15 protein-coding genes are annotated in these 15506 nt (G+C 61.4%); 9 read left to right on the top strand and 6 right to left on the bottom strand.

Annotation, left to right across the window (positions count from 1 at the left end):
* Positions 1-91: 91 nt before the first annotated feature.
* The 9 genes from HKD28_RS09015 to rsmA are packed head-to-tail and all read left to right on the top strand — an operon-like array spanning position 92 to position 10022.
* Positions 92-730, top strand: a complete 639-nt coding sequence (locus HKD28_RS09015; protein WP_194267973.1) for a hypothetical protein — start codon at positions 92-94, stop codon at positions 728-730.
* 53 nt (positions 731-783) lie between these two features.
* On the top strand, positions 784-1581 hold the full coding sequence (locus HKD28_RS09010) for a 3'(2'),5'-bisphosphate nucleotidase CysQ family protein (protein WP_194267972.1): 798 nt from the start codon (positions 784-786) through the stop codon (positions 1579-1581).
* Positions 1578-2603, top strand: coding sequence for an L-threonylcarbamoyladenylate synthase (locus HKD28_RS09005; RefSeq protein ID WP_194267971.1), 1026 nt, complete (start codon positions 1578-1580; stop codon positions 2601-2603). The genes HKD28_RS09010 and HKD28_RS09005 overlap by 4 nt, the downstream gene beginning before the upstream one ends.
* Positions 2604-2605: 2 nt before the next feature.
* Positions 2606-3103 carry a hypothetical protein gene (locus HKD28_RS09000; RefSeq protein ID WP_194267970.1) on the top strand — a complete coding sequence of 166 codons (498 nt, stop codon included), beginning with the start codon at positions 2606-2608 and terminating at the stop codon, positions 3101-3103.
* Positions 3104-3160: 57 nt separating this feature from the next.
* Positions 3161-4330: an LPS export ABC transporter permease LptF gene (gene lptF, locus HKD28_RS08995; protein WP_194267969.1), complete on the top strand. Its 1170-nt coding sequence runs from the start codon at positions 3161-3163 to the stop codon at positions 4328-4330.
* Positions 4327-5517, top strand: a complete 1191-nt coding sequence (gene lptG, locus HKD28_RS08990) for an LPS export ABC transporter permease LptG (RefSeq protein ID WP_194267968.1) — start codon at positions 4327-4329, stop codon at positions 5515-5517. Before lptF ends, lptG begins: the two co-directional genes overlap by 4 nt.
* The gene (locus tag HKD28_RS08985; RefSeq protein WP_407925766.1) at positions 5517-7841 is read left to right on the top strand and encodes an LPS-assembly protein LptD; all 2325 of its coding nucleotides are present in this window, start codon (positions 5517-5519) and stop codon (positions 7839-7841) included. Before lptG ends, HKD28_RS08985 begins: the two co-directional genes overlap by 1 nt.
* A gap of 2 nt (positions 7842-7843) precedes the next feature.
* Entirely contained in the window at positions 7844-9202 is a 1359-nt protein-coding gene (locus HKD28_RS08980; RefSeq protein ID WP_194262342.1) for a peptidylprolyl isomerase, read from the top strand.
* A 1-nt stretch (position 9203) separates the two neighbouring features.
* Complete coding sequence (gene rsmA / locus HKD28_RS08975; protein ID WP_194267967.1) at positions 9204-10022, top strand: 16S rRNA (adenine(1518)-N(6)/adenine(1519)-N(6))-dimethyltransferase RsmA; 819 nt, start codon at positions 9204-9206, stop codon at positions 10020-10022.
* 9 nt (positions 10023-10031) lie between these two features.
* Here rsmA and HKD28_RS08970 read toward each other — a convergent pair whose 3' ends face one another.
* From HKD28_RS08970 to rpoD, 6 genes are all read right to left on the bottom strand, one after another.
* Positions 10032-11249 (bottom strand): SAM-dependent methyltransferase, encoded by a 1218-nt coding sequence (locus HKD28_RS08970; RefSeq protein WP_194267966.1) that lies wholly within the window; start codon positions 11247-11249, stop codon positions 10032-10034.
* 140 nt (positions 11250-11389) lie between these two features.
* On the bottom strand, positions 11390-11980 hold the full coding sequence (rplI, locus tag HKD28_RS08965; protein ID WP_099286870.1) for a 50S ribosomal protein L9: 591 nt from the start codon (positions 11978-11980) through the stop codon (positions 11390-11392).
* Positions 11981-11990: 10 nt separating this feature from the next.
* Entirely contained in the window at positions 11991-12281 is a 291-nt protein-coding gene (gene rpsR, locus HKD28_RS08960) for a 30S ribosomal protein S18 (RefSeq protein WP_099286871.1), read from the bottom strand.
* A 5-nt stretch (positions 12282-12286) separates the two neighbouring features.
* Positions 12287-12769 carry a 30S ribosomal protein S6 gene (rpsF, locus tag HKD28_RS08955; RefSeq protein WP_099286872.1) on the bottom strand — a complete coding sequence of 161 codons (483 nt, stop codon included), beginning with the start codon at positions 12767-12769 and terminating at the stop codon, positions 12287-12289.
* A 159-nt stretch (positions 12770-12928) separates the two neighbouring features.
* A complete protein-coding gene (locus tag HKD28_RS08950; RefSeq protein WP_194267965.1) occupies positions 12929-13504 on the bottom strand; it encodes a GNAT family N-acetyltransferase in 576 nt (191 codons plus the stop codon).
* A gap of 21 nt (positions 13505-13525) precedes the next feature.
* Positions 13526-15484 (bottom strand): RNA polymerase sigma factor RpoD, encoded by a 1959-nt coding sequence (gene rpoD / locus HKD28_RS08945; RefSeq protein WP_194267964.1) that lies wholly within the window; start codon positions 15482-15484, stop codon positions 13526-13528.
* Between the last annotated feature and the right edge of the window lie 22 nt (positions 15485-15506).

Raw genomic sequence — 15506 nt, 5'->3', positions numbered from 1 at the left:
GATGGCCCTGTCGTCTGGAACATGAAATCGTCATCTCCGTTATCGGAAACACCGCCCCGGCATACAAGCCCTCCCCCGAGAAAGACCTTCCATGCGCCGCACCGCCCTGAAGATCCTGCTCTGCTCCGCCGTTATGCTCGGCCTCCCGAAAGGACACGCCGCTCCCACAGTGCCTTGCATCACCGACATCGCGCCCATCCGGATCGGCAATACCCCAGTCACCCTGCACCCGACCGACTTTCCGGCTGTAACGATCACGCCATTCTGGCGCGGGAACGGAAACGCATGGGGTTATCATCTCTATGCCGTCACCATCCCCGACGCCGAACAACCCGATCAGGCCGACCTCGTGGACAAACAGGACGCGAACCCTTCCGCTCCGCTCACCGACATGCTTGCGGACAGTCCCCACACCGGCGAAGACGCAATCCAGACCGTCCATTTCGCTAAGGCCCGCGTGAACGGAAAACCCGGCCTTCTGCTGTTCGTCACAACGCGTGACATGGGCCTTTACCCCGTCCCGCAGCCTAGCCCGGCGCATGTCCGGATCTATCAACTGACACGCGAAGACGGCGAACCCGGTACCACGGCATTCACCTTCAGGCCCCTGTCCACAATCGCCTCCCCCGTCACGACCTGCCATGCGGACATCGCGCTCAGCGCCGCAACAAAAATTCCGTTCACAACATGGAACGGCCCTCAGGAGCCCGTGCCGACCTGTCCGCAGTGACACCACCCGCATCAACACATGACGCAAAAGCCATCTTGGAGTAGTCTGGCAGAATGACTTCCGCTTCCCCCTTTATCGTCCCCGCAAACGATGACCGCGCCCTGCTGGATCTGGCATTCAGGCTCGCTTCCGAAGCCTCAGACATCATCAACGCCATCCGCGAACGCGGCTTTCGCACGGATATCAAGGACGATGCTTCCCCCGTCACGGAAGCGGACCACGCATCCGAACATCACATCCTGTCGGGCCTGCGAGCGGCCTGCCCGTCCATTCCTGCAATCGGTGAGGAAGAAATGTCGGCCGGGATCCGTATCGCCGCAGGAGACGCCTACTGGCTGGTCGATCCGCTGGACGGCACGCGGGGCTTTGCATCCGGCGGCAGGGATTTCACGGTCAATATTGGCCTCGTCCGCCATGATCGTCCAGTTCTGGGCGTTGTGGCGCTTCCCGGTTACGGACTGATCTATAGCGGCGGTCAGGGCCTTGGGGCCCATCGCTGGGACGGCACCCACAACTCCCCGATCCAGACCGCCACCCCGTCTGTCGAGGGCCTGCGCGTGCTGGCCTCCAGCCATCATGGCGACCCGGAACTGCTGGACCGCTGGCTGGCAGGACGGAAAGTCGCGTCCATCGACAAGCTCTCTTCGTCGGTCAAATTCATGCGCGTCGCAGAGGGATCGGCGGATTTCTATCCGCGCTTTGGTCCCACCATGGAATGGGATACGGCCGCCCCACAGGCCATTCTCGAAGCGGCAGGGGGCGCCCTTCTGGATGCGAACGGAGAGCCCCTGCGTTACGGCAAGCCCGGCCGACTGAATTCGTCCTTTTACTGCACGGGAGGTGCATCTTGAGCGACACGCCGTATACCGAACGCCTGACAGCCACGCCCGAGGGCATCCGCCGCGCGGCGGAGTTTCTGAAAGCCGGAAAGCTGGTCGCCTTCGGTACCGAGACCGTTTACGGGCTTGGGGCCATCGCCTCGTCCGATACGGCTGTCGCCCGGATTTTCGCCGCCAAGGGGCGCCCGCGTTTTAATCCCCTCATCAGCCATCTCCCCGATGCCGAAAGTGCTTTCGCGCAGGCATCCCTCAGCGGCAGGATGAAGGAAGTCGCCCATACGCTGGCCGAGCGGTTCTGGCCCGGCCCGCTGACGATGGTGCTCCCCCGCTCTCCTGACTCGACCGTCTCGGATCTCGCCGCCGCCGGGCTCTCCACGCTCGCCTTGCGTGTCCCCCGTGGACGGACGGCACTGGCCCTCCTGCGCGAAGTGGGCGCACCAGTTGCTGCACCGTCTGCCAATGTCTCAGGCACCGTCAGTCCTTCCGATGCGTTCCACGTCCTGCGCTCGCTTGACGGCCGGATCGACGCAGTTCTGGATTCCGGCCCCTGCTCCATCGGCGTGGAAAGCACGGTTCTGGACCTGACCCGGAACGTGCCGGTCCTTTTGCGTCCGGGTGGGGTCACGCTCGAAGAGCTGAACGATCTCTGCGGTCCGATCCGCCATCCGGACGATTTCGCTGAAATCGCCCCCGCCTCCCCCGGCAGACTGGCCTCGCATTATGCCCCCAGCCTGCCCGTCAGGCTGGACGTGACCTCTATTGCGCCCGACGAGGCGCAGCTTGCTTTTGGTCGCCCGTTTCCCGGTGCGGGCCTGACATGGAATCTAAGCGAAAGCGGCAATCTTGAAGAAGCAGCGGCCCGCCTCTTCGCCGGACTGCGCTTTCTGGATGCGGAAGGCAGCCGACGCGGCCTGAAAACCATTGCAGCCCAGACAATCCCCCGTCACGGACTGGGCCTCGCGATCCGTGACCGCCTGCGCCGCGCGGCCGAACCCCGCACTGACACCCAAGCAGATACCATGGCACCGTCCTGAACATGGCCCGTGCGCCTGATTCCAAAGACATCGACCCGCGGGAAATCAAGATCCTGTCCGACATTCTGGCGCTCGTGCTGGACGAACAGCCCGGCCATGCCGCCACGGCACTGGAACGCATCCGACAGATGGCCCGCCGCGATGGCGTCACCGGCGGCGCGCTGAAAAACCTGTTCATCACGCGCATCGGCACTGTCCCCCAGCGAGACACTGCAACGCGGGAAAGAGGCCTGCGTGAGCGCGTTCAGGATCTGGAACACCGCCTTAGCCAGAGCGAGACCGATACCCGCACCGCCCAGTTGCGGCTCGGGCGCTGCCAGATGGACATGGGGCTGCTTCAGGTGGAAGTGGCCACATTCCGGATGCAGAAACCCTGGCGCTATATTGCCATGACCTTCGCAGCGGGTGCAGGTCTTCTGGTCGGTATCGCCGGGACCCAATTCTACCACAGCTTGACGGACACAAAGGCGCCCATCGACCGGGCTGCCTATCTGCGATAAAAACTGTTTCGTTTTTTCGCCTTCCTCCCGCCACGCGCTAGGGATAGATGAAGGACCATGGCCTCATCCTCCGGTACTTCCGGGCGGCAGATCCTGCCTCTGCTCGACCGCTACATCCTCCGTCAGCTCCTCATCGCCCTGCTGGCGCTGACCGGAGGTGCCACAGCCCTGATCTGGCTGACCCAGTCGCTGCATTTCGTCTCGATGGTGGTCCAGCACGGCCTGTCCCTGCGCGTGTTCATCCAGCTCACCTCGCTGATGCTCCCGACGTTCATCGCCGTCATCCTTCCCATCACAACCTTCCTCGTCGTGCTGTTCACCTATCAGCGGATGGTCGGAGACCGGGAACTGACGGTCATGCGCGCCGCCGGGCGCTCCCCGCTGGAACTGGCCCGACCGGGACTGCTCTGCGCGTTTTTCTCCGTGGCGCTGTGCTATACTCTGACATTGTGGCTTGCGCCCGTATCCTATCATGCGTTTCACCGCTACGAATTCCAGATCCGCAACCGCATGGCGGCCTTCCTGCTTCAGGACGGTGTCTTCACCAGCCTTTCCGGAGACATGACCGTCTATGTCCGCGGACGGACCAGTGACGGCCAGCTTCATGGCGTTCTGGTCGAAGACGACCGAAACCCCGATTCCCACACCACGATCCTCGCGGAGCGCGGCACCATGGTCGTGGTGAACGATCAGCCCCGCGTCGTCCTCTATGATGGCTCGCGCGAGGAAATCGACCGCCATACCGGGCGGCTGAACGTCCTGACCTTCGGGCGCAACACCATTGACCTGACCTCAGGGCGCCGGAACAGCCACGAAGACCGCGACCCGGACGAGATGTCGCTCCACGAACTGTTCCATCCCGACCCTCATGAAGTGTCCGAACGCGATCGCGGCAAGAACATCGTGGTGGGCTGGCGACGGCTTACCTCTCCCCTGACCGCTCTGTCCTTTGCCATGATCGGGCTGGTGACAGTGCTGCGCGGCGCCTTCTCCCGTCATGGCAACATCACCCGCCCCCTGACGGCAATCCTCACCGTCGTCGGGCTGCTGGCCCTCTCGCTCATGCTCCAGAACCTCGCCGGCCGGCATCTTGCGCTGGTCCCACTCATCTGGCTCGAAGCCCTCCTGCCCGCAGTCGTTTGCGCCGCCCTGCTGTTCCTCGAACAATGGACAGGAAGCGTGAAGCAGCCCGTTCCCATGACACCCTCGCCGGAGGCCTCCAGATGAGAAGTATCGCCTCCCCGCGACTAGGCTCGTGGCTGACCTCACTGTTTCAGGCCTTCAGTACCCGAGACGACCACGCCGGTTTCTCCACAACACTGGCCATCTATATTGCCCGTCAGTTCATGCTCAGCACCCTGTCCATGGTGCTGGCTCTGACCGGACTGGTCTCGCTGTTCGATTTCATCGACCTGCTACGACGCGCAGCCACGCGCCCCAACGTTCCGGCCAGCCTCGTCGTCAAGATCGCAGCGCTGCATGTGCCGTACTACATCATCTACGTCCTGCCCTTCGGCATCCTTCTGGGCGGGATCGTCTGCTTTTCGCGCCTGACCCGCTCGTCCGAACTCATCGTCGCCCGCGCCGCAGGCATTTCCGCCTGGCAGTTCCTCGCCAGCCCGCTGGCCTGCGCGATTCTGACCGGCCTGCTGACCACAACCGGTATTTCCGCTCTGTCGTCGAGCATGTTCCGCAGCGCCGAAATGCTGGATCAGACCTATCTCCGCACCGGCGGAGGCCCCCTGACTCTCAACGGAGGCGCCCTGTGGCTCAGACAGTCCGATGACGGACTGGTCCCCCACGGCGTTGCCATCCTGCACGCGCAGGATGTCCATCTCGTCAACGGCGCATTGAACGTTTCCGGTGTTTCCATCTTCCGCCTCGACGACCGGGATCGCCTGATCCTGCGCGTCGAATCCCCCAATGGCGCTCTGGGCGATCATCAGTGGCTCCTGCACGATACTTCCGTGCTGCATCCCGATCACCTGCCCCAGAAGATCGGCGACATGACCCTCCCCTCCGACCTGACAGTCGGTCGCGTGCAGGAAAGTTTCGCCTCCCCCGACACGCTGTCAGTCTTCGCGCTTCCGGGGTTCATCAGCCTTCTGGAACGCTCGGGATTCCCCTCAATCCGGCACAGACTTCATTTCCAGTCGCTGCTGGCCCTTCCCATTCTGGCCGGGACCATGGCATTGGTATCCGCAGGCTTCTCGATGCGTCCGACACGACGCGGCGGCGTAGCCCGGATGCTGGGATCGGGAATTGCCGCAGGCTTTGCGCTGTTCACCATCTCGAAAGTGGCCGAACAGTTTGGTGAATCCGGTGCCTTGCCACCGGTTCTTGCGGCATGGGCGCCGACGGGTGCGGGGCTCTGCCTCGCCGTGGCACTTTTGCTGCACATGGAGGATGGTTGATGACGGTGCCCCTGTGGCTCCCAGCACGCGCCCGCAGACGCGCTTCGTTCGTCGGTGCCACACTGATGGCTGGAACCGCGCTCGTAGCGCCGCAGAAAATGTCTGCCAACACGATGCAGCGCGACAACTCCCATGTCATCGTCATCGGAAAGCCCACGTCCCAGACCGATCCCCTGACCTATCTCGCCGATAGCGAAAGCTATGCGAAGAACGGCCTGATCACATGGGACGGCAATGTCCGCGTCTGGCAGGGCGACCATGCCCTGCGCGCGGACCGCGTGACCTATGACCGCAACACCGGCATCCTGTCGGCAAAGGGCCATGTCGCGGTCGTGGAACCCGACGGCAGCACGACCTATGCCGATTATGTCGAGTTCAGCCACGGCATGCACGATGGCATCGGCAGCGGCATCTATATCCGCATGGAAGACAACGCCAAGCTGGCCGGCAACGGCATGCGCCGTACGAACGGGATGCTCAACGACCTGACGCATGCCGTCTATACGGCCTGCAAGATCTGCGAGAAGAACCCAGATCTACCGCCGTTCTGGCAGTTTCAGGCTTTCGACGCGACGCAGGACGTGCAGCACAAGCGGCTCGAATTCGATCATGCCTGGCTTAAAATGCTCGGTCTGCCAGTCTTCTATTTCCCGTTCTTCTCCATGACCGATCCGTCCGTGAAACGTCAAAGCGGCTTCCTGATGCCGGGCATCAGCCCGCATGACCGCTATCTCGGCACCTATTTCACCCTCCCCTATTTCTGGGCGATCGACGAACAGCAGGATCTGACGGTCCGAGGCCTCGTCTCCACCAAGACCGGCCCGGAACTGACCGCGCAGTACCGCAACCGCCTCAACTTCGGTTCCATCGACGTCACCGGTGGTGTCGCCTACGACACCCATGACGAGAACCGCTACACAAACACCTTCGGCAACAATGTCGGTTCCTCCAACGAATACGGCATTCAGGGTTATGTGTTCGGTCGGGGCAATTTCGCCCTCAACCGCAACTGGCAGCTCGGCGCCAACATCAACGTCGCCAGTTCCGCCAATTACATGCGCGACTACCGCGTTCCCGGCTACGGTCAGGAAATGCTGAACTCCAACCTGTTCCTCGAAGGGTATGGCGTCGGCTCCTACCTGCGCTTTGACGGACAGGCCTATCAGGGCCTGAACCAGGGCGTCATCCGCAACTCCGATCTGCCCTGGGCTCTCCCGCGACTGACCTATGCGTTTCAGGGACAGCCGGACATGTTCGGCGGTCGCCTCAGTGTGCAGACGACCGACTTCAATCTGTACCGAAAGAACGGCATCAACGATCAGCGTGGTCAGGCCGCCATCCAGTGGGATCGTCCGTTCCACAACAAACTTGGCCAGCAGTTCCTGCTGACGGCGCGGATCGATTCGATGGTCTATCACGCCACGCAGGCCTACCAGCAGCCGACCTATTACATGAACGCAGGCGGCAACCATCTCGTGGGACAGGTCCAGCCGACCATCGCCCTGCGGATGAACTGGCCGTTCCTGCGCAGCTTTGCCAAAGGCCATGGCTCGCAGATCCTGGAACCCATTGCCCAGATCATCGCCGCGCCCAACACCGGCAATTCGCAGAACCGCCACCTGCCTAATGAAGACAGCCTGTCCTACGAGTTTACGGACACGACGCTGTTTTCCCTTAACCGCTATCTCGGGACCGACCGCCTCGATGGTGGCCTGCGCGCCAATGTGGGCATCCATCAGAACTGGTCATGGAACGGCCATGCGATCGACATGCTCGTCGGCGAAAGCTTCCAGCAGCATATCGACCATAACCGCCTGCCCTATTCCGGCCTCGACCATCACCTGTCTGACCCGGTGGCCCGCCTGCGTGTCAGCCCGAACCAGTATGTCGATGTGACAGCCCGCGGTCGCTATAACCCCTGGACCCGCCAGTTCGATTACGGCGAAGGCCTGATCAGCACAGGCGTTCCGATGTTCCGCCTGACAGGCGGCTACGTCTATGCTCCCGTCACGCCATATTATTATTACGCAACAGATTTCCGCCAAAACGGCCCCAACGCCCCCTATCTGGTCAAAACCAGCGAAGTGACAGGCGGTTTCTCCACCCACTGGCGCAATTACCATGCGTCGGGTTTCTTCCGCCGCAGCCTGTCCCGGAAACAGTTCGTCGCCAATGGCGGCACAATCGGCTATTCCAATGACTGTTTCGGGCTGGATATCATGTATATCAAACAATACACCCGTATCGGCGGCGAACAGCGTAACGAGACGATCCTCTTCAACTTCACGTTCAAGACGATCGGCACCTTCGGAATCAACGGTTGAGCATGTCCAAGACCCATTGCACCGCATCCACGGCCCTGGCTGTCCTTCTGGCTTTCTCGGCCACTCTCCCGGCCATGGCCGCCCCGCACCACAAGGCGGCCACGAAACCTGCTGCCACCAAAGAGGCCGCAGCCCCGGTCAAGCCTCCTGAGGACCAGATTCTGGCCGTCATCAACGGACAGGTTCTCACGCAGCGTGACGTGGACAACCGCGCAAAGCTGTTCGTGCTCTCGACCGGCCTGCCCATCAGCCCGGAAATCATGGGGCGCATGCGTGGCCAGATCATCCATCAGCTGATCGACGAACGCCTGAAAACGCAGGAAATCCTCAAGCGCCACATCAACGTGGAGCCGGATCAGATCGCAGGTGCCATCGCCAATATCGAACAGCGCAACGGGATGCCCAAAAACGCCCTCCGCAACCGCCTGGCTTCGGACGGCGTCTCGCTCACGACCCTGATCGACCAGATCCGCGTCCAGATCGGCTGGATGCAGGTGCTGCGTGAAAAGCTTGGCGAGGAAGGCCGCATCACGGCAACCCAGATCAGCCAGCGCGAACAGGCGCTTCAGGCGGAACAGGGACGCCCGCAGTATTTCATGAGCGAAATCTTCGTTCCCGTCGCCGACCCGCGCCATGACGAAGCCGAACTCGCCTTCACCAAAACCATCATCTCCCAGCTCCGCGAGGGCGCGCCGTTCCCGATTGTGGCCGCGCAGTTCTCTCAGGCCCAGTCTGCTCTCGACGGCGGCTCCATGGGCTGGGTGCAGGAAGACAACCTCGATCCGCAAGTCGTCAACATCGTCCGCCAGATGCCGATCGGCGCCATCTCTAACCCCATTCAGGTCGCGGGCGGCTTCGTCATCGCCACCGTTCAGGCCAAACGCGTGGTCGGCAAACAAATGGGCACCCAGCTTGATCTGAGACAGGCCTTTTTCCCGTTCGATGCGCCCCTGAACCCGCAGAACCCGACCGAACAGCAGCGTGCAGCCCTACAAAAAGCCACGACCGCCGTTCAGACGATCCATAGCTGCGATGCCATGGAAGCGCTCAACAAGTCTCTGGGTGAAAAGCGCCCCGGTAATCCCGGTTCTCAGATTCTGGAACGTCTGATGCCGCAGATGAAATCCGTCCTCGAATCGCTCCCCCCCAACAAGGTCAGCCGTCCGCTGGTCTCGATGGACGGTATCGCCCTGCTCATGGTCTGCAACCGGCAGCAGAAAAATCTGGCGCAACAGAGCCCGAGCGAAATCGCCGACCAGCTTATGAACGAGCATGTCGAGCAGGCGTCGCGCCAGCTTCAGCGTGATCTTCAGCGCCGCGCCATCATCGAGATGCGTCCTGCTGCCAAGGCCACCAACTGACGTGTCCCTTCCCTCACTGCGCGACACCATCCAGATCCATGGTCTGGATGCCAAGAAATCCCTCGGCCAGCACTTCCTTCTTGATCCGGGCATCTGCGCCCGGATCGCAGCCCTTGGCGGCGACCTGACCGGGCGCAGTGTCGTTGAAATCGGTCCCGGTCCTGGCGGCCTGACCCGCGCTTTGCTGGACACGCCCGCCACCCGCGTCGATGTCGTGGAAATCGACGAACGCGCCTGGCCCCTGCTTGACGAACTGGCGACCTACTATCCGGACCGTCTTCACGTCGTCCGCGAAGATGCTCTGAAGCTGGACGCGGCCACCCTTGCCCCCGCACCCCGCCAGATCATCGCCAACCTGCCCTATAACGTCGCCACCCCTCTCCTCGTGGGATGGCTGCGACAGGCATCGCAGTGGGAACGGCTCTCCCTGATGTTCCAGCTCGAAGTCGCCGAGCGGATCTGCGCGGAACCGGGCAGTTCGGCTTACGGGCGCCTCGCAGTTCTGGCCCAGTGGTGCGCCACATGCTCGGTCGCCCTGCGCATCCCGCCCGGAGCCTTCTCACCGCCACCCAAGGTCCATTCCGCAGTGGCCGTCATCATCCCACACGCCGAGCAGCCCTCCCCACAGTTGTTCCGCGCCATGGAGCAGGTTACGGCGGCCGCCTTCGGACAACGCCGCAAGATGCTGCGCTCCTCGCTGAAATCCATCGGGGGCGAACGCCTTCTGGAAAAAGCCGAAATCGAGCCCACCCGCCGCGCCGAAACCCTCTCGGTCGCTGAATTCGCACGGCTGGCGGAACTCAATCTCGCCAGCCGCTAAAACTCCTTACTAGCCTGCGCTTTCCCGTTCACGCTCGAACATGTAATCGCGCGTGAACGGCACCGCATCAATCGACCGGGCCAGCTGAAGCTGAAAGTTCATGTGCCCCTGCACCCGGAACGACAGCTCAGCCCCGACCAGATAGAACTCGAACATCCGGACAAAGCGCTCGTCATACAACGCCCGGATCTTCTCACGGTTGGCATCGAAGCGCTTGCGCCATTCCGCCAGCGTACGCGCATAATGCAGACGCAGCACCTCACAATCCGTCATCCACAGACCTGACCGTTCAATCGCTGCCAGTGTCTCGCTCAGAGCAGGCGAGTACCCGCCCGGAAAAATATATTTCTGAATCCAGGGATTGGTCGTTCCCGGCCCGTCCATCCGTCCAATCGAATGGATCAGCGCCACGCCATCCGGCTTCAGACAGGCCTTCACTTTCTGGAAAAAAGCCTCGAACTGCGGCGGCCCCACATGCTCGAACATGCCCACCGAAACAATCCGATCAAACTGCTGGTGCAGGTTGCGGTAATCAATCAGTTCAAACCGGACCTGCCCGTCGAGCCCTTCATCCTTCGCCCGCTGCCGCGCCACAGCAAGTTGCTCGCGTGACAGCGTGATCCCCAGAACCCGTGCGCCGTAATCCTTCGCCAGCGTCAGGGCCATTCCGCCCCAGCCACAGCCGATATCCAGCACCTCCAACCCCGGACGATCCAGATTGAGCTTGGCCGCGATATGGCGCTTCTTGGCACTCTGCGCCTCCTCCAGCGTCATGTCCTCACGCTCGAAATACGCGCAGGAATACTGCCGGTCCTTGTCGAGAAACAGATCGTATAGCGTGCCGTTCAGATCATAATGATGCGCCACATTGCTTCGGGACGTCTTGAGAGAATTCAGCGTCTTCCAGGCCCGGGTGACGTACCGCAGACGGTCCTCGATTTCCTCGAAAACATGCCCATGACTGTTGATGTTTTCCATCAGCACCGTCAGCAGCGTCTCAAGTGTACATCCGTCGGGAACGATGCTGCCCGCCATGTATTCCTCACCAAAGGCGAGACCGGAATTGACGATGAGGGCCCGCTCGGCCTGCTTGGTCCGAAGATGCAGACCCGCCTCAAGTCCCGGCTTTGATCCGCAATAGGTCCGGACAATACCATCGCTGAATGTGACCCGCAGGCGTCCCGTCTGAATGAATTTCCGCAAGACAAAATCCAGAATTCGCTTCATTCCGATCTCCTGATTCCAATACCGGGAAAAAGCCTCAGCGGGCCTCTAGTTGTATCCTGCCAGTCAAATGGACATAAAAAAACCCGGCTCGGGAATATTCCCGGCCGGGTTCTTTAAAACCAAGATCAGCGGTAAAAGCCTTACGCTTCTTCCGAGGCCTCGGCAGCTTCGGCAGCAGCCTCTTCGGCGGCGTTCTCAGCCTGCAGGTCACCAAGGATGTTTTCATCCTCTTCCTGCACGCCGATCTCTTCGCCACGAGCCTGACGCTCGGCTTCTTCAGCGGAACGGGCAACGTTGACCGTCAGCGGAATGGACACTTCCGGATGCAGCACAACGCGTGCTTCCGTCAGACCAAGCTGCTTGATCGGGTGTGCCAGAACAACCTGCTGACGCGAAATCGTCAGGCCGGCATCCGTAGCGGCAACCGCGATGTCGCGGGTGCTGACGGAACCATACAGGCTGCCACTGTCGCCAGCCTGACGGATGACAACAACGGACAGTTCGTGCATGCGCTCGGCAAGGCGCTCGGCCTCTTCGCGCTTCTTGAGGTTCTGGGCCTCAAGCTGGGCGCGCTCGGTCTCGAAACGCTTCTTGTTGGCAACCGTGGCGCGCATGGCCTTGGCCTGGGGCAGCAGGAAGTTACGGGCATAGCCCGGCTTCACGTGCACCAGGTCGCCCATCTGGCCGAGATGCTCGACCCGCTGCAGCAGGATCAGTGCGGTCTGGGACATGATGCTCTCCTCAGTTCACAACGTAGGGGAGCAGGGCGAGGAAGCGGGCGCGCTTGATCGCCTGTGCCAGCTCACGCTGCTTCTTGGCCGAAACGGCCGTGATGCGGCTCGGCACGATCTTGCCGCGCTCGGAAAGGAAGCGGCTCAGCAGACGCACGTCCTTGTAGTCGATCTTCGGGGCATTGGCACCAGAGAACGGGCAGGACTTGCGACGACGGTAGAACGGACGACGTGCGCCAACTGCCGTGCGACGGGCAGCGGGGTTCACTTCGTTTGCGTCAGGCGTGATGGTGTCAGACATGATTCTTACTCCGCTCCAGCCGTCTCGCGAACATCGTCATGCTCGCCGCGTGCACGATATTCTTCACGGTCTTCGCTGCTGCGACGGGGACCGCCACGGCCGCTCTCGAAACGACCAGCCGGCTTGGAGCCGCCACGGAAGTTACCGCGATCGCCACGATCGTCGCTCTTGCGAGCCAGAACCGGAGAGGGGTTCTCGTCGATCTCGTCGACGCGCAGCGTGAGGACGCGCAGCACGTCTTCGTTCAGGCCGAGCTGACGCTCAACTTCGCGCAGCGTGTCGGGGGTGCAGTCAAGGCCCAGCAGGACGTAATGGCCCTTGCGGTTCTTCTTGATGCGGTATGCGAGGGAACGCAGGCCCCAGAACTCGCGCTTCTGGATGGAACCGCCGTTGTCCGTGAGCAGGGTTTCGATGGTCTCGACCAGGGTTTCCACCTGAGCCTGCGACACATCATTACGTGCAATGAGCACGCTTTCATACAATGGCATGAAGACTCCCTTCGGATTGGGTCAACCCGCAACTGGCTCCGACCCATGCCGGAAACAGGGCCCATGTTACAGGGCGCGGGTATAGCCGGCGCGATGCCACATCGCCCGGCAGGGAAAGGCGGCATTAATCACGCACAGCCCCCAAAAGCAAGTCTTAACTCAGAGTCGCCTCAGTCTTTCCGGCACATATTCGTCTGGAACGTCCCATGTTTCAGACACGACATGCCGGACCGCAAATCCCGCCCGACGATAATTCGGAAGCGCATTGGGATGGTCCAGCGTGCAGGTATTGACCCGCAGCCGCCAGCTCCCTGCCCCGAACGCCCGCGCAATGGCATGGTCCAGAAGTGCCCGACCCAGCCCACGCCCCATCGCTTGTGGCAGAAGGCCGAAATAGGCCAGATTGGCATCCCCACCCTGTCGCAGATCCAGCTCATAGAAACCAGCCGGTTCGCCGCTGCTGTCACGCAGAACCATGAAATGAACAGCAGGATCATGGAGGATTTCTCCCAGTTCCGCATCCGGCATCGACCGGCGCATCCACCAGCAGTATTCCTGCCCGACTGTCGAATACAGGAAACGGTAAAGCGGAAGAGCTTCGTTCCCCGTCGTGCGCGACAGGGAAAACCCTTCAGGCAGAACCGGAGAGGGTCGGGAAGAACACGTCTCCAGAAAAGTGACATCCACCGCAAGACGGGTGGATGCCCCTTTCGGCCTGAGCCAGTCCGGCAACATTGCCGCGCGCTCTCAGACGGCTCAGTTGTCGTCGAGGAAGGAGCGCAGCTTGCGCGAACGGCTCGGATGCTTGAGCTTACGCAGCGCCTTTGCCTCGATCTGACGGATACGTTCACGCGTGACGTTGAACTGCTGGCCCACTTCCTCAAGGGTGTGGTCCGTGTTCATGCCAATGCCGAAGCGCATCCGCAACACACGCTCTTCACGCGGCGTCAGAGACGCCAGAACGCGGGTCGTGGCTTCACGCAGATTCGTCTGGATCGCGGCATCCAGAGGAATAACGGCCGTCTTGTCCTCGATGAAGTCACCGAGATGGCTGTCTTCCTCATCACCGATCGGCGTCTCAAGCGAGATCGGCTCCTTGGCGATTTTCAGGACTTTGCGGACCTTCTCCAGCGGCATACCGAGCTTCTCAGCCAGCTCTTCCGGAGCCGGCTCACGCCCGATCTCATGCAGCATCTGACGCGACGTCCGGACCAGCTTGTTGATCGTCTCGATCATGTGGACCGGAATACGGATCGTCTTGGCCTGATCCGCGATGGAGCGTGTGATCGCCTGACGGATCCACCAGGTCGCATAGGTCGAGAACTTGTAGCCGCGACGGTACTCGAACTTGTCCACAGCCTTCATCAGGCCGATGTTGCCTTCCTGAATCAGATCCAGAAACTGCAAGCCGCGGTTCGTATATTTCTTGGCGATCGAGATCACCAGACGCAGGTTCGCCTCGATCATTTCCTTCTTGGCACGCGTGGAATCACGCTCGCCTCGGGAAACGGTCGCATAAACGCGACGGAATTCACCAACCGGCAGACCCGTTTCATGCGACAGGGCCGCAATCTCGCCACGCAGGTTGCGCAGCTGGTCCATGTGCTTGGTCGTCAGGTTTTTCCAGCCCTTGCCGGGCAGCGCGGAAATGCTGTCCAGCCAGGTCGGGTCCAGTTCGCGGCTGCGATATTTGATGAGGAAGTCGTCACGCGAAATCTTGCAGCTCTCAGCCAGACGCATCATCCGGCCTTCAACGCCGTTCAGCTTCTGAACCTGCATCTTGATCTGCGCGACCAGTTCCTCAATCCGGTTGTTGTGCAGATGCACCTGCTCAACCAGACTGACCAGTTCATGACGCAGCTTCTCGTAGGTCTGCTCGGACTTGTCCGAGTGATCCTCGCCGCCCGTCAAGGCCTCAATACGTTTGATCTGGATCTTGCGCAGTTTGTGATACAGCGGCTCGATGGCTTCGAAACGGGCCAGAATTTCCGGCTTCAGCTTCTCTTCCAGCGCGGACAGGGACAGGCCACTGCCTTCCTGCTGCTCGCCGTCGCCCTCTTCGTTCTCGTCCTCGGCCTTGTCGTCCTCTTCGGACGCCTCATCGCCTTCTTCGCCCTCAACCGCGTCCGGATCGGGACCACCGCCCTGACTGGCCTCCAGATCGACGATGTCGCGCAGGAGCATCTCGCCGTCCTTGAGGCGCTCATGCCAGGAAATGATGGCGCGAATCGTCAGCGGGCTCTCGCACAGGCCGCCGATCATCTCATCGCGACCCGCCTCGATCCGCTTGGCGATCGCGATTTCGCCTTCGCGGGACAGCAGTTCAACCGAACCCATCTCACGCAGGTACATCCGGACCGGATCATCCGTGCGGCTGGCGGCCTCGGCATCAACGTTACCGCCCTGAGGGCCTTCGGCCTCCTCGGTCTCGGCTTCGCTTTCCTTCTCGGAAGCGCCTTCGCCTTCGTCCTGATCCTCGTTTTCAAGAACCTGAATGCCCATTTCCGACAGGGCCGCCATGACGTCTTCGATTTGCTCGGAAGACATCTGGTCCTGCGGCAGGACCGCATTCAGTTCATCAAAAGTGATATGCCCGCGTTCACGCCCTTTGGCGATCAGCCGCTTGACGGCAGCGGACTGCGTATCAAGGAGAGTGGCATCCCCCTCCTGTTCCTGCGCGTTCCGATCCGTTCCAGAGGCTGTTTTCGTCGCCATTCGTCTCTCCGTCAACTCCGCC

Origin of the sequence: Gluconobacter cadivus, assembly GCF_015244745.1 — a bacterium.
GTDB lineage: Bacteria > Pseudomonadota > Alphaproteobacteria > Acetobacterales > Acetobacteraceae > Gluconobacter > Gluconobacter cadivus.
This window is presented reverse-complemented; position numbering and strand designations above follow the sequence as displayed.

Coding starts and splice junctions, on each gene's coding strand:
- HKD28_RS09000 (WP_194267970.1), top strand. CDS start 2,606: ATGGCCCGTGCGCCTGATTCCAAAGACATCGACCCGCGGGAAATCAAG.
- HKD28_RS09015 (WP_194267973.1), top strand. CDS start 92: ATGCGCCGCACCGCCCTGAAGATCCTGCTCTGCTCCGCCGTTATGCTC.
- rpsF (WP_099286872.1), bottom strand. CDS start 12,769: ATGCCATTGTATGAAAGCGTGCTCATTGCACGTAATGATGTGTCGCAG.
- HKD28_RS08985 (WP_407925766.1), top strand. CDS start 5,517: ATGACGGTGCCCCTGTGGCTCCCAGCACGCGCCCGCAGACGCGCTTCG.
- lptF (WP_194267969.1), top strand. CDS start 3,161: ATGGCCTCATCCTCCGGTACTTCCGGGCGGCAGATCCTGCCTCTGCTC.
- lptG (WP_194267968.1), top strand. CDS start 4,327: ATGAGAAGTATCGCCTCCCCGCGACTAGGCTCGTGGCTGACCTCACTG.
- HKD28_RS08980 (WP_194262342.1), top strand. CDS start 7,844: ATGTCCAAGACCCATTGCACCGCATCCACGGCCCTGGCTGTCCTTCTG.
- HKD28_RS08950 (WP_194267965.1), bottom strand. CDS start 13,504: ATGTTGCCGGACTGGCTCAGGCCGAAAGGGGCATCCACCCGTCTTGCG.
- rpsR (WP_099286871.1), bottom strand. CDS start 12,281: ATGTCTGACACCATCACGCCTGACGCAAACGAAGTGAACCCCGCTGCC.
- rplI (WP_099286870.1), bottom strand. CDS start 11,980: ATGTCCCAGACCGCACTGATCCTGCTGCAGCGGGTCGAGCATCTCGGC.
- HKD28_RS08970 (WP_194267966.1), bottom strand. CDS start 11,249: ATGAAGCGAATTCTGGATTTTGTCTTGCGGAAATTCATTCAGACGGGA.
- rpoD (WP_194267964.1), bottom strand. CDS start 15,484: ATGGCGACGAAAACAGCCTCTGGAACGGATCGGAACGCGCAGGAACAG.
- HKD28_RS09010 (WP_194267972.1), top strand. CDS start 784: ATGACTTCCGCTTCCCCCTTTATCGTCCCCGCAAACGATGACCGCGCC.